Source organism: Neobacillus vireti, assembly GCF_036962345.1.
Lineage (GTDB): Bacteria > Bacillota > Bacilli > Bacillales > Cytobacillaceae > Neobacillus > Neobacillus vireti_A.
On record NZ_JBALNB010000013.1, the window covers coordinates 1 to 13,380 of the forward strand.

The 13,380-nt window shown below is 37.3% G+C and carries 14 protein-coding genes; 12 read left to right on the forward strand and 2 right to left on the reverse strand.

Going from position 1 to position 13,380, the window contains the following annotated elements:
• The first annotated feature begins 274 nt into the window (after positions 1 to 274).
• The 3 genes from V7108_RS16565 to V7108_RS16575 are packed head-to-tail and all read left to right on the forward strand — an operon-like array spanning position 275 to position 2,788.
• Positions 275 to 1,045, forward strand: a complete 771-nt coding sequence (locus V7108_RS16565) for an ABC transporter ATP-binding protein (protein ID WP_420489036.1) — start codon at positions 275 to 277, stop codon at positions 1,043 to 1,045.
• Between the two features lie 13 nt (positions 1,046 to 1,058).
• On the forward strand, positions 1,059 to 2,018 hold the full coding sequence (locus tag V7108_RS16570; RefSeq protein WP_335568892.1) for an ABC transporter substrate-binding protein: 960 nt from the start codon (positions 1,059 to 1,061) through the stop codon (positions 2,016 to 2,018).
• Positions 2,019 to 2,023: 5 nt separating this feature from the next.
• On the forward strand, positions 2,024 to 2,788 hold the full coding sequence (locus tag V7108_RS16575; protein ID WP_335568893.1) for an ABC transporter permease: 765 nt from the start codon (positions 2,024 to 2,026) through the stop codon (positions 2,786 to 2,788).
• Between the two features lie 43 nt (positions 2,789 to 2,831).
• Here the strand turns inward: V7108_RS16575 and V7108_RS16580 are convergent, their stop codons facing one another.
• Positions 2,832 to 3,284 (reverse strand): winged helix-turn-helix transcriptional regulator, encoded by a 453-nt coding sequence (locus V7108_RS16580; RefSeq protein ID WP_335568894.1) that lies wholly within the window; start codon positions 3,282 to 3,284, stop codon positions 2,832 to 2,834.
• A gap of 139 nt (positions 3,285 to 3,423) precedes the next feature.
• Between V7108_RS16580 and V7108_RS16585 the strand changes: the two genes are divergently transcribed.
• From V7108_RS16585 to abc-f, 7 genes are all read left to right on the forward strand, one after another.
• Positions 3,424 to 3,954 (forward strand): DUF4242 domain-containing protein, encoded by a 531-nt coding sequence (locus V7108_RS16585; RefSeq protein WP_335510387.1) that lies wholly within the window; start codon positions 3,424 to 3,426, stop codon positions 3,952 to 3,954.
• Positions 3,955 to 4,166: 212 nt separating this feature from the next.
• On the forward strand, positions 4,167 to 5,225 hold the full coding sequence (locus tag V7108_RS16590; RefSeq protein ID WP_335510389.1) for an acyl-CoA dehydrogenase family protein: 1,059 nt from the start codon (positions 4,167 to 4,169) through the stop codon (positions 5,223 to 5,225).
• A 62-nt stretch (positions 5,226 to 5,287) separates the two neighbouring features.
• Positions 5,288 to 6,211 carry a cysteine synthase A gene (cysK, locus tag V7108_RS16595; RefSeq protein ID WP_335510391.1) on the forward strand — a complete coding sequence of 308 codons (924 nt, stop codon included), beginning with the start codon at positions 5,288 to 5,290 and terminating at the stop codon, positions 6,209 to 6,211.
• 164 nt (positions 6,212 to 6,375) lie between these two features.
• Positions 6,376 to 6,771 carry a VOC family protein gene (locus V7108_RS16600; RefSeq protein ID WP_335568895.1) on the forward strand — a complete coding sequence of 132 codons (396 nt, stop codon included), beginning with the start codon at positions 6,376 to 6,378 and terminating at the stop codon, positions 6,769 to 6,771.
• Positions 6,772 to 6,783: 12 nt separating this feature from the next.
• Complete coding sequence (locus V7108_RS16605) at positions 6,784 to 7,158, forward strand: MmcQ/YjbR family DNA-binding protein (protein WP_335568896.1); 375 nt, start codon at positions 6,784 to 6,786, stop codon at positions 7,156 to 7,158.
• 240 nt (positions 7,159 to 7,398) lie between these two features.
• The gene (locus V7108_RS16610) at positions 7,399 to 7,953 is read left to right on the forward strand and encodes a hypothetical protein (RefSeq protein WP_335510413.1); all 555 of its coding nucleotides are present in this window, start codon (positions 7,399 to 7,401) and stop codon (positions 7,951 to 7,953) included.
• Between the two features lie 454 nt (positions 7,954 to 8,407).
• The gene (gene abc-f / locus V7108_RS16615) at positions 8,408 to 10,351 is read left to right on the forward strand and encodes a ribosomal protection-like ABC-F family protein (protein WP_335510415.1); all 1,944 of its coding nucleotides are present in this window, start codon (positions 8,408 to 8,410) and stop codon (positions 10,349 to 10,351) included.
• A 39-nt stretch (positions 10,352 to 10,390) separates the two neighbouring features.
• On the opposite strand, the gene V7108_RS16620 is transcribed toward abc-f, so the two are convergent.
• On the reverse strand, positions 10,391 to 10,708 hold the full coding sequence (locus V7108_RS16620) for a hypothetical protein (RefSeq protein WP_335510417.1): 318 nt from the start codon (positions 10,706 to 10,708) through the stop codon (positions 10,391 to 10,393).
• 313 nt (positions 10,709 to 11,021) lie between these two features.
• Here V7108_RS16620 and V7108_RS16625 point away from each other — a divergent pair, with 313 nt between their 5' ends.
• Complete coding sequence (locus V7108_RS16625; RefSeq protein WP_335510419.1) at positions 11,022 to 12,197, forward strand: sulfite reductase subunit alpha; 1,176 nt, start codon at positions 11,022 to 11,024, stop codon at positions 12,195 to 12,197.
• Positions 12,198 to 12,578: 381 nt separating this feature from the next.
• Positions 12,579 to 13,310, forward strand: a complete 732-nt coding sequence (locus V7108_RS16630) for a GntR family transcriptional regulator (protein ID WP_335520299.1) — start codon at positions 12,579 to 12,581, stop codon at positions 13,308 to 13,310.
• Positions 13,311 to 13,380 lie beyond the last annotated feature (70 nt).

Consider the following 13,380-nt stretch of genomic DNA (forward strand, 5'->3'; position numbering starts at 1 on the left):
TGCGATTCGTCCCCAAGCCCTTATATTGAGGACAAATTGTTACTTGAAGCTCATGCGATTTGTTCTCAAACCCTTGTATTGTGGACAAATCCCACTAATGGCTCATATGATATGTCTCCAAAGCATAGCCTGCGGAATCCACAAAAAAAGTTCGGAAAATTCCGATTAGATGGTTGTTTTTTAAAACAAAGTATAATAAAATAACCTACAATACACAGTAAACTAATAGGAATTAATAGGTTTTAAATTAGGGGGTTGAGATGTGTCAAAGTATATGATTGAAGTAAGTGATGTGAATAAGGAATTCGTTAATGGGAAGGAATCCATTCATGTACTTGATCATGTTTCATTTCAGGTTAAGAAAGGGGAAATTGTCACGTTACTCGGAAAAAGCGGATGTGGTAAAAGTACTCTATTAAATATGGTGGGTGGATTTGAAAAAGCGGATGGGGGAACGGTGATTCTTGACGGAAATGAAGTGAAACGTCCAACAAGAAAATGTATCATGTTGTTTCAGCAAATAAATCTTCTCCCATGGAGAACAGTTTTAAAAAATGTAGAACTTGGACTTGAAGGCGAAAGAATTTCCGCTGAGGAATTGAACCAGCGGGTAATCGATGCAATAAAGCTTGTTGGACTAGAAAACCATCATCATCTATTTCCACATGAATTGTCTGGCGGGATGCAGCAACGCGTTGCCATTGCCAGGGCGCTCGCGATGAAGCCGGATGTCATATTGATGGACGAACCATTTGCGGCATTGGATACATTTAACCGCTATCTTTTACAGGATGAACTTTTGCGTATTCAAGAAAAAATGAAGACAACAATCTTAATGGTTACACATGATATAGATGAAGCTGTCTATTTAGCTGACAGAATATTGATTATGAGCTCCCACCCGGGAAGGATTTTCAAGGATATTCCCATTAAACTAGTAAAGCCGCGAGACCGAGCGGGAGAGGACTTTCATTACTACCGTAAAAGAATATTAGAAGATTTTGAGTTAAGCGGCAGTCGTCAAGAACCGGAATATATAATTTAAGGAGAATATACCATTGAGAAAAAACAGGAAATGGATGATTTCAATCGTAACCGCTGTTGTAATACTGTTTATTACGTCATGTGGACAGACCACACAGCAAAACTTGGGGAAACCAACGATTAAAATTGGCTATCTTCCCATTACACATGCAGGACCGTTGTACTTAGATGCCCATGTTCATGGGGGGCAATTTGAGGATTATAACATTGAAATGGTTAAATTTAACTCATGGCCAGATTTAATGGATGCCTTAAATACAGGACGTGTAGATGGTGCCTCAGTTTTGATCCAACTTGCGATGAAAGCAGTTGAAAAGGGAATTGATTTAAAAGCTGTTGCACTCGGTCATAAAGATGGAAATGTATTAATTTCCTCTAAGGATATTGAAGACGCTAGTGAATTAGAAGGGAAAACCTTTGCAATTCCGCATAAATATTCCACTCATAATCTTTTATTATATGAAACATTAAAAAAAGAAAGCTTAACTTATGAGGATGTTAATGTTGTAGAAATGCCTCCTGCTGAAATGCCAGCTGCATTAGCTGGGGGACGAATTAGTGGTTTTGTAGTGGCAGAGCCGTTTGGTGCGTTAGCTGTTAAACTCGATAAAGGTCATGTTCTCCATCATTCGGAAGATATTTGGCCAAATTCATATTGCTGTGTTCTTGTCTTAAGAAACGACTTTATTCAAGACAATCGAACTGCTGCTCAATCAATGGTGACTCAATATGTGAGATCTGGAGAGCTAGCTAACCAAAAAAATGAAGATTTATATCAATCATTTGGGCAATTCATGAAGGTAGACAGGGAAGTGTTGGATTTATCTTTACAATGGATTTCATATGATGGATTACGCATTGAAAAAAAGGAGTACGAGAGGCTCCGCAATCTGATAGTAGAGATGGACTTAATGGAAAAACCGCCATTATATGAAGAATTTGTAGACAATACATTTATTGAAAAAGCGATGTGACAAGTATGAAAATAGGAAAAAAACTGGTGAACTTCCTAATAGGGATGGTCGCTTTGGTTTTCATCTGGCAAGTAATCATTTTGGTTGGAGGCTATCCAGAAGCACTTCTTCCTTCTCCGTTAAGCGTTGGAAAAGCAATTATTGTTCTGATTGTCGGGGGAACCTTGTTTGAGCATTTGCAAGTGAGCTTTGGCAGGTTTCTAACCGGATATTTCTTAGCTGTCATTCCTGCTATTCTTTTAGGGATGATACTAGGAAGACTGCCTAGGGTTTGGCAAATTTTTGACCCGATTGCACAAGTGTTGCGGCCGGTATCACCTGTAGCATGGTCACCGTTTATCGTCCTATGGTTTGGTATAGGAAATATGCCAGCGATTGCCATCATTTTTATTTCAGCCTTCTTCCCGGTTTTATTAACTACAGTAGCAGGCGTCAATAAAATTGATCGATCTTATTTGAAAATTGCTGAAAACCTTGAAATTAAGAAGCTGAAGTTGATGGTAAAATTCATCTTCCCTGCTGCATTCCCGTCTATTGTGAGCGGGATGCGTCTTGCTGTAGGGACAGGGTGGATTTTCCTTGTAGCAGGAGAAATGGTTGGAGCCCAGTCTGGCCTTGGTTTTTTAATTGTTGATGCAAGAAATACATTAAATCTCGATTACGTTCTGGCAGGGATTATTTTTATTGGCGTCAGTGGATTCCTATTGGATCGTTTAATTGGCCTATTCGAAGGATGGGTAGGGAAGCAATGGGGAATGGCAAGGACTTAAGAAAAGCAGAAGCGCCTGGTAAGTTACAAAAAAAGGCTGGAGATCATTCGTCTCCAGCTCTTTGAAGTTCTTCCTGAACAGCGATTACTTCAACAGTATCAACAACTTCGCCCGTCTTTTTATTAATATAGGCAACTGCTACTTCATCACCTGTTTTGGGGTCAATTAATTTTTTATAACACTTTTGTAAATTATTGCTGCCCCAAATAATGAGTGTATTGAAAACATGTTCTAATTCCTCACCATTTTTCGTTAATGTGTAACGATAGCGCGGAGGATGGTCAGAATAGAGCTCTACCGAAATAAGTCCTTCTTCCTCTAAATATTTTAGTCTGTCTGATAAAAGGTTGGAGGGTATACCTGGTAAGGCCTTCTTAATTTCATTAAACAATGTTTGTCCATTTAGGATTTCATGGACAATTAATAATGTCCACCGATCCCCAATGATATTAAGCGATTGGGCAATATTACACGGTATATTGTATCTTGACTTCATTTGTAATTTCCCTTCAGTGTTTTATTCTATTTTATCATAAATAAATAAAAATTAATAAGGTTGATTTTTTAAACTTAGTATAATAAAATAACCTTAATGAACCATAACAAAATATAATCAAAAAAGCGAGGGAACTACAATGGCACTTTATTTAATTGAATCATCTTTAAAAGAAGTTGTTTCTACAAAAGAGGAATTGAATCAGAAGGTTTCTGCACTACAAGCAACATTAAATGAAAAAAATTCAGCTCTAATTGAAGTACAGGTATCAAAAGACTTTTCTCGCTCTTTCTTTATCGTTGAAGGCGAAGATCAAAATGCAGCGACTGAGACTTTAAAAGCTGCGGGTGTTCCTGTGGAACTTGTAAAAGAAGTTCGACTTGTTGGAAAAGAATTAGATGATGTAAAGAAAAAGAACGATGTTGTGAATTATTTAGTAGAATGGAATATTCCAGCTGATATCACAATGGATCAGTACTTAGCGCGTAAAAAGAAAAACTCTGTACACTATCAAGAAGTTCCTGAAGTTGCATTTTCAAGAACGTACGTTTGTGAAGATATGTCAAAATGTCTTTGCTTCTATGACGCTCCAGACGAAGCCGCTGTAAAGCGTGCGCGTGAGGCGGTAAACACTCCAATTGATTCTATTACTGAATTAGCTGGCGAATAATTATTTTCACGATAGTCAAAAGGCTAAAACCTAAAAAATGGTTTTAGCCTTTTTTTATTTTTAAAATATTAATATATTTAGAAAATTGCAAGTTGATTTTTTAAACGAAGTATAATATTATAACTACATAACCTACTAATCTAATAGGAATTGATTGATTAATAAATGTTTGAATTGTTTAATAATAACTTATAAAGGCAGGAGTGGCAGCCATGGATCTACAGATTTTAAGTCAAAAGTCTATTCTTGAAAAGTTAATTGAAGAGAAATTAAAACCTTATGTGAAAAAAATTGATACGGATGCTTTCTATGCAGAAGGATTCCTAAGAAAGCTTGGGGAAGCTGGATTATTATCTTCATTAAATAAATCTAAAAAAGAATATTTATTAAATGAGATGTACCTTGTGGAAGAGACTGCTAAAGTTTGTATGACTACCGCATTTTGCCTTTGGTGCCACCTTGCTGCATTAACATATGTACGGCAAACGAAAAATAACAAGTTGAAAGAGAGATTGCTATCATCACTGGAAAAGGGTGAGATATTAGCTGGAACGGGTTTATCAAACCCGATGAAATATTATGCTGGACTTGAGAAGCTCCATTTAAGTGCGAAGCCTGTAGAAGGAGGCTATCTATTATCGGGAGTGCTTCCATCAGTTTCGAATCTTGGAGAAGACCATTGGTTTGGATGCATTGCGGGCATTAAAGAAGGAAATGATATCATGTGTTTTGTTCCTTGTAATGCTGAGGGGCTAAAGATGAAAGAAAAGATCGATTACCTTGGCATTAACGGCAGTGCCACCTATGCATGTTCTTTTACCGATGTATTTGTTCCAGATGAGTGGGTACTTTCTGAGAATGCGAAGGAGTATGTTGAACAGATTCGTCCCGCATTCCTGTTATATCAAATTCCACTTGGTCTTGGTGTGACCCAGGCTTCCATTACCTCAATAGAAAAAGTTTGTCAAAAACAAAATGGCTGTAATCAATTTTTAAAGAAACAGCCTGACGATTTACGAGCTATAGAACATGACATCCAGCAAAAATTGCAATCCTTATTTAATGGTGATAGCCTTAATTTCAGAGATATTGCTAAGATTCGTCTGAAGGCAGCCTATTTAACACTTGAAGCGGTCCAAGAAAGTATGCTGCACAACGGCAGTGCAGGATATATACAGGATAGTGCACCATCCCGAAGACTGCGCGAAGCCTATTTCTTTGCAAACTTGACACCAACAGTAAAACACTTGGAAAAAGTTCTAAATGGATAATTGTGTTCCTCCATTGGAATTTACCATGGGGGGTATTTTAAATTTCGAAAGGCGGAAGGAAAATGAAACTTTACAGTTCAGTTCTTGACTTAATTGGTAAAACTCCGATTGTAAAATTAAATAAATTACCTGATCCGACTGGTGCGGAAGTTTATATTAAACTGGAATCTTTTAATCCAGGCGGCAGTGTAAAAGACCGGGCGTCTATTAATATGATTGAACGTGCAGAAAAGGAAGGAAAACTAATCCCAGGAAAGAGTACCGTGATTGAACCGACTTCTGGTAATACCGGTATTGGAATTGCGATGGTTTGTGCAGTAAAAGGGTATCGCTGTATTATTACCATGCCTGATAATGCGACAAAAGAACGGGTCAAAATCATGAAAGCCTATGGAGCGGAGGTCCATCTAACTCCGGCAAGTTTGCGAATGCAAGGGTCTATTGATAAAGCAAATCGATTGGCTGAATCAATATCTGACAGTTTTATTCCGATGCAATTTGAGAATTCTGCAAACGCGGACGCCCATCGTGAAACAACAGCTGTTGAAATTCTGGAAGCTTTTGAAGGGAAATTGGATGCACTTGTGTTAACAGCAGGAACAGGTGGAACGGTAACCGGAGTTGGAGAAGAGCTAAAAAAACGGATTCCTAACTTGAAAATTTATGTAGTCGAACCATTTGGATCCCCTGTTCTATCAGGTGGTGAACCTGGACCACATAAAATCCCAGGAACAGGTCCGGGTTTTATTCCAACGATATTAAATCGTTCTATTTTTGATGAAATTTTGCTCATCAAGGATGAAGACGCTCAAGTGACAGCACGCCGGCTTGCTGCAAAAGAAGGAATTTTTGTAGGTGCGTCAGGAGCAGCTTCAACCTACTTTGCTGTCGAGGTAGCAAAACAGCTTCAACCTTCAGCTAGAGTTCTTTGTTTAGCTCCAGACACAGGAGAACGCTATCTGTCTTCTGACTTATTTTTGGCTTGATCTTTTATTACTCTTTCAAGAGACATATCTATCAGTCTAGACTGATAGATATGTCTTTTTTGTTGTAATTGAATGTTTTTCCATCTTTTTCTCTATAATAGAGAGGAAAAAGGATCGTACAACTAGAAATTCTAGTAGAAGTTCTTAATAAGTAGGAGGTAATCATGGGACGATTAGTTCATTTCGAAATTCATGTGGATGATATGGATCGAGCAAAAAAGTTTTATGGAGAGGTATTTGGATGGTCATTTCAGGATTGGAGTGAGTATGCAGGTATGCCATACTTTGGTGCAGTGACTGGTGATCAGAATCAACCAGGAATCGATGGTGCATTAATGCAGCGGCAAAGTCCACGGCCAGAAGCAAACCAACCCTTAAATGGATTTGCTTGTACAATGGGCGTGGAAAATTACGACGTAACGGAAGCGAAAATTATGGATCTTGGCGGAAAGGTAGCAATGCCAAAGTATGCTTTGCCAGGGATGGCATGGCAAGGATACTATATTGATACCGAAGGCAATATATTCGGCATTCATCAACCCGATGAGAATGCAAAATAGGTTGATACGAACATGAAATTACAAGATACCGCAGGCATGTTGGACAATGTGCGCACTATCTGTCTCGCACTGCCTGAAGCTGTTGAAATCATTGATGGGTTTGGCCACAATACCTTTAAAATCAATGGAAAATCATTTGTAATATCAGGAGAAAATGACAAAGGGTTCAGCTTGTCGTTTAAGTCTGATAGGGAAACTCAAGAATTATTGCTTCAAAAAGCGTATTTTTATAAAACCGCCTACATAGGACATCATGGCTGGGTTTCTATTAATAATCCAGATGGAGAAGTTTGGGAAGAATTAAACGATCTAATTCAAGAAGCCTATTTACGCGCAGCTCCAAAGCGTTTGGTTAAGAAATGGAATGAACTGCATAGAGGCTTATAGTAGATGATTCCGAGAATGAATTTTCCTGATTATGTCATAAATTAGTTCAAAGTTGTTGAAAAAGGCTTAGGTCATATCCTGACCAACAGTAAACCACCGTCCATATACACTACAGGACGGTGGTTTACTGTTTTTAAGTCTATAAATAAAAAAGTGAGACCAAAACTGTTGCTCGTCCGTAGATATAAATAGTGAACCTTTATTTAGGCAGAATCTATTTAAGGAGAAAAGGGTGATGAAATGAAGGTCTTTTGGGATATTTTGTTTTTTATTGTCATCGGGTACCATTGCTATAAGTTTATTTTTATCTTAATAAAGATGAATCGAAATGTGGTTGTCCCTGTCACTAGTGAGGAGATTGCGTTTATTAGATTACGCCCTCAGAAAACAGTAGATTTTCCAATATACTCTAATCAGAAAGTAGGAATCGTGGTCTATTCTGCTATGTTATTATTTGTCATCGTCATGTTCATTTTTGGCATTTTTACCAACATATTCGATTGGCAGTTTTATTTATTATTATTTTTACCTCTATCTTATTCGCATGATCTTTTTAATATATTTGCGGTTTCAGAGGAAGGCGTTTTTAGCGGAAGTCGATTTGTTTCTTGGAGAAGAGTAAAATCATTTCTGTTCATTCCAATTGATGTCAACCATAAACTATATGGCTATGCAGCTGAGGTTAATAATGGCTATGAATTAATTATCAAGACAAAAGGCTTTTCTATCAGGTGCATAGTTACCAGCAATGAAATGAAAGAGAAGTTGACCAAAATATTAAGTGAACATGTATAAAAAATAATATTTACAAAAAAATGAAATCATGGGATAATAAAGAAAATTTTGAAGGAGGAAAGTAAGTTTATGGAACCAACTAATTGCTAATTTACATTCATTTTGAAAATGAATAGGGATTTTGTATGGAGTGTTCAATTACCTATTAAAGTTAGGTTTATTTGTTATGCTCTTTATGAATCAGGCAATTAGAAGGTACTTACTTTACTAAAATCAAAATTATAATTTAATTTCCCCAGTTTTTACTGCAGCTGGTGAAAGGGGTATAGGCATAATCTTGTGTTTTTTTGCTATGCTTGCTTTCGTAAATTATATGGACTGATTTTTTAGACTGTAAGAAGAAATAATCTTCTTATGGTCTTTTTATTTTATAGATAAATAAGTAATGCAAGTCTTCTTTGTCCTGTCCATAAAAGGGCGTAACCTTAAATTATGGAGGAAAGAAGGAAGTTTTATGTTAGAAATGAAATTAAACGGTGTTAAAAAATTCATGGAAGCCACGCTTGTGGTTAATAATATTTCATTTGAAGCGTATGAAGGAGATAAGGTAGGGATTGTAGGAGCCAATGGAAGCGGAAAGAGTACAATTCTTAAGCTAATCGCAGGAATTGAGAAGATGCATTATTACCCAGGCTATCCACAAACCTCAAGCCCTGGATATGATGAAGGTTTGATTAATCTGCCGAGAGAAGCGACTAAGGCATATCTTGAACAATCGCCTGTTTATCCGGAAGGCTTAAAAGTTATCGATGTACTGAATCTTGCTTTTGAAGAGATTGTCGGCATAGAAAACCAAATGCGGGAAATAGAAGAGCAAATGAAGACGCTTGAAGGTACTGCTTTGGAAAAGGCCTTGAATAGATACAGTGATTTGGTTCAGTTATTCGAGGTAAAGGGCGGCTACCAACGAGAAGAAAAATTGAGCAAGGTTTGTACAGGGCTGAATTTTACAGAACGTTTTTTAAACAAGGATTTTGATTTATTAAGCGGAGGGGAAAAAACCACCGTCGTGCTTGGAAAACTGCTGATTCATAATCCGAATATATTACTGCTGGATGAGCCGACCAACCATTTAGATATGGAGGCTATTGAATGGCTCGAAGGGTACCTTAAGAACTATAAGGGAATCGTGATTATTGTTTCTCATGACAGATATTTTCTGGACCATGTAGTCAATAAAATTGTCGAAATTGAGGATATGGAATCCATCTCCTATAAGGGCAACTACTCATCCTTTGTTCGTCAAAAAGAAGAAAATATGCGGATTCAATATGAGCATTTTCGAGAACAGCAAAAAAAGATTAATAACATGGAGAAGCAAGTGACAAGTCTGAGAGACTGGGCAATGAGGGCAGATAATAATAAGTTCTTTCGAAGAGCAGCCAGTATTCAAAAAAAGCTTGATAAAATGGATCGAATTGATAAACCAATTTTTGAAAGAAAGAATATGAGGCTGGATCTTAAAGTGGGTCAGAGGTCCGGGAAGGAAACCATAAAAGCAATTGGAGTCTCGAAAAGGTTCCAAGATAAGATTATTTTTAAGGACATAAATTTAATGATTCATTACGGAGAAAGAGTGGGGCTGGTCGGGCCGAATGGCAGCGGAAAAACCACCTTTTTAAAAATGCTCTTAGGGGAAGAAAAGCCCGATAAAGGTGTAGTGGAATTAGGTGCGAATGTAATAGCTGCCTACTTGCCTCAAAAAATTATTTTTAATAATGAGGAACACACAGTGCTGGAGGCGTTTAGAGAGAATATATCGATCTTGGAAGGTAAAGCAAGAGAATATTTAGCGAAATTCATGTTTTATAAAAAAAGTCCGTTCAAAAAAGTAAAGCATTTGTCTGGTGGAGAGAGAATCAGGTTAAAGCTGGCTATGCTGTTATATCAAGATATAAATTTATTAATACTTGATGAACCAACCAATCATCTTGATATTGACTCCATTGAAACCCTAGAGGAAGCGCTTGAAGATTTTCAAGGGACGATATTCTTTATCTCCCATGATCGTTATTTCATCAATAAAATGGCGGGAAGAGTAGCTGCCGTTGAGGAACATAGTATTAATAGTTATCCTGGAAATTACGATGATTATAAAAATATTAAACAAGAAGAGGAAAGCCAGAAGGCAAAAAAAGAGCCTGAGATAAATGGTAAAAAAGAACAAAAGAAAAACTCCGAGGAAATAAACCTTGAAGCATTGCTGGATAAAGCTCTCGCTAAGATTGAAAATCTTGAAAAAGAAATAAATGAGATTGATTTATCTATGGCTAAAGAATTCATCAATCATGAGGAGCTCAGTATGTTTTATAATAGGAAAATCGATTTAAGTAATCAATTGGAATCCGAAATGGAATCGTGGCTGCGTTTAAGTCAAAATAATTCTGTTTTCGAGTAAAATTATATAGCCCTTTAAAGAGGTAAGCTATTTCAGAGCTTACTTCTTTAAAATTTCACCTAAAGAAATGATTCTATGTTTTAACTCATTATTTGAATCTAGAAAACCGATAACAATTTGATTTGCTTCTGTTATTGTTGCATATCTTAAGTGTTCGTCTTCATTAATAACAAAAGCTGCGCCTTGTTTAACTTCCAACTTTGCAAAGACACACTCTGTGTACTCAAGTGGCAGAAACTCATCTAATCCTTCTGCCGGTGCTCCAACCCATCTGAACAAAAAATCTTTGAGTGAAAATTGTTCAATCATCGTTAGTTTTTTCTTGAATGTTAATTTATCTACTGTTACTGTATTCAACTTAATCACTCCTTATATAGTAAGTAAAGCTTATACCTTCAGATTTCTAACATCAACTATATTAAAGTGACAGAGTATTTACATTTTGATTACGAACAAATGTATAATTATGAATTTTCTTAACTCTATTAAAGACAAAATTATACCTCCAACATCTCATGTATTACTATAAACACACTCTACGACATATTAGAGTTGTTAAACCTAATGATGAGGTACTTACTAAAAATTGTGCATTGTGTACTGAAATACATATCTGATATTATAATATTGTGATATTTATTAAATATATTAACTTTTGGAGGTATAAGCTTTGCAACTTACTTTGGAAAACCCTAAAAATGCCAAAAGTGACAGTCTACCATTCTCTAGGAACAATCCATTTCATGCGAAGGTTCTTAAAAATATTAATTTAAATGGCCCAGGCTCTAGTAAAGAAACTAGACATATTGAATTATCCTTAAAAGATTCAGGCCTTTCTTATGCCCCAGGAGATGCACTTGGCATCGTCCCTGCGAATGATCCAGAGCTAGTAGCAACCCTGCTAACGGAAATGGAATGGGATGATGAAACGGTAGTTACTATTAATAAGCAAGGTGAGACACTGCCACTTAAGGAAGCGTTAACAAACTATTTTGAAATAACACTGCTGACGAAGAAAATTTTACAACAAGCAGCAGCATTTACAGAAAACGAAGAGTTACAAAGACTTGTGTTGGTTGAAAATGCAGGTCAGCTAAAAGAGTATTGTAATGGCCGAGATTTGCTTGATATGTTAAGAGATTTTGGACCGTGGAAGGCTTCCGTCCAGGAAATCGTCTCTATATTAAGAAAGATGACACCGCGTCTGTATTCTATTGCAAGCAGCATTACGGCTAATCCTGATGAGGTTCATCTAACTATTGGTGCGGTTCGATACACAGCGAATGAACGAGACCGAAATGGTGTTTGTTCTATCCTTTGTGCCGAACGTGTTCAAGAGGGCGATACGCTTCCTGTTTTTGTGCAGACGAATAAACACTTCTATTTGCCGGAATCCCAAGATCTCGATATTATTATGGTTGGACCTGGGACAGGCATTGCACCTTTCCGTTCTTTTATCCAGGAACGTGCAGTGACCAATTCACCTGGACGGTCATGGCTATTTTTCGGGGACCAACATGCAGCGTCAGACTTCCTCTATCAAAATGAATTGGAAAACTATCAACAGGAAGCTGTCTTGACAAAACTTGATACTGCATTCTCCCGTGATTCAGAGCAAAAGGTTTATGTTCAACATAAAATGCTTGATAACAGTAAGGAATTATTTGACTGGATTGATAATGGTGCCTATTTCTACGTCTGTGGGGATAAAGAGCGTATGGCGAAGGACGTTAACGAAGCACTTATTAGCGTGATCGAAAAAGAAGGCGGGCTGGACCGCGATGCTGCCGAAGCCTATCTAAAAGATATGCAAAAGCAAGGGCGTTATCAACGTGACGTGTATTAAAATATAGCAAAAAAAGGGAGCGAGTGTTCAGCTCCCTTTTTTGTTGTTGTCTGGTAAATCAGGTGGTCTTGAGGACAAAACATACGAGTTTCGAATGAGGATACGTCCCCAATAGAGTGTCTTGAGGACAAAACTCGTGAGAGCCCTAAGTGGATTCGTCCCCAATAAGCGGTCTTGAGGACAAAACTCACGAGGTCCGAATGAGCATTTGTCCTCAAGCCGGGGTATTGAGGACAAAGTTTGGGTTAGTACGATGAGGATTCGTCCACAATAGGCATAAGAATAATTTTTAGCGACAGTTTATTTAGTTGGTGGATTGATGGTACAAGTGGTGGTATAATAAATATAATTCTTCGGAAAAGGATAGGAAGGAAGATTTTGATGAAGCCGTTGCAAAATGACAGTGTCATACCACTTTACCATCAACTTAAGGAAAGATTAAAACATTCTATTGAAAAAGGGGAATGGCTGCCAGGCGATCAAATACCCTCTGAGAATCAATTAGTGAATGAATATAATGTTAGTAGAAATACAGCAAAAAAAGCAATTGAAGAATTGGTCCAGGATGGACTGCTCTACCGTAGACAGGGGAAGGGCACATTTGTTGCAAAGCCAAGGCTGCAGCAGTCATTAATGGGTTTATATAGTTTTAGCAAAGTTTTTAAGGAAAAAGGTTTGACCCCTAAGGATATCCTAATTGAAATAAGAGAAGTCAGACCAACTCAAGAGATTATCCAAGAGCTGCAAATACCGGAAGATGAAACGGTTATTGAAATGAAGCGCCTTCGCTGTGTGGAAGAAGATCCATATGTTCTAGAGTCCTCCTTCTTTCCAAAAAGTGTTGTGCCGGATATATCTATGTTGAACAAAGTGGGACAAATCTCGCTTTATGATTTTCTTGAACAGGAACTTAATATTATCATAAAGAAAGCTATCGAGGCCTTCGAACCTGTATTAATTAAATCAGATGAAAGTGAGTACCTGCAAACAGAAGTAGGGAAACCTGCTCTGTTATTGGAAAGAACAGCTTATGACACAAATGGAGTACCGGTAGAGTTTTGTCGTTCGATTGTCCGTGGTGACCGCTGTCGTTTTTACACTGAACTGACTTAACGTGATATTGAAAAATCGACTGGTATGAATTTTCTAAAAAAATTCTATTTGTTGGGTTGACCCTACAAGT

Excerpts from the sequence above, each read along its gene's own strand:
- abc-f (WP_335510415.1), top strand. The coding sequence starts at position 8,408 with ATGTTAGAAATGAAATTAAACGGTGTTAAAAAATTCATGGAAGCCACG.
- V7108_RS16575 (WP_335568893.1), top strand. The coding sequence starts at position 2,024 with ATGAAAATAGGAAAAAAACTGGTGAACTTCCTAATAGGGATGGTCGCT.
- V7108_RS16580 (WP_335568894.1), bottom strand. The coding sequence starts at position 3,284 with ATGAAGTCAAGATACAATATACCGTGTAATATTGCCCAATCGCTTAAT.
- V7108_RS16600 (WP_335568895.1), top strand. The coding sequence starts at position 6,376 with ATGGGACGATTAGTTCATTTCGAAATTCATGTGGATGATATGGATCGA.
- cysK (WP_335510391.1), top strand. The coding sequence starts at position 5,288 with ATGAAACTTTACAGTTCAGTTCTTGACTTAATTGGTAAAACTCCGATT.
- V7108_RS16630 (WP_335520299.1), top strand. The coding sequence starts at position 12,579 with ATGAAGCCGTTGCAAAATGACAGTGTCATACCACTTTACCATCAACTT.
- V7108_RS16605 (WP_335568896.1), top strand. The coding sequence starts at position 6,784 with ATGAAATTACAAGATACCGCAGGCATGTTGGACAATGTGCGCACTATC.
- V7108_RS16590 (WP_335510389.1), top strand. The coding sequence starts at position 4,167 with ATGGATCTACAGATTTTAAGTCAAAAGTCTATTCTTGAAAAGTTAATT.
- V7108_RS16565 (WP_420489036.1), top strand. The coding sequence starts at position 275 with ATGATTGAAGTAAGTGATGTGAATAAGGAATTCGTTAATGGGAAGGAA.
- V7108_RS16585 (WP_335510387.1), top strand. The coding sequence starts at position 3,424 with ATGGCACTTTATTTAATTGAATCATCTTTAAAAGAAGTTGTTTCTACA.
- V7108_RS16610 (WP_335510413.1), top strand. The coding sequence starts at position 7,399 with ATGAAGGTCTTTTGGGATATTTTGTTTTTTATTGTCATCGGGTACCAT.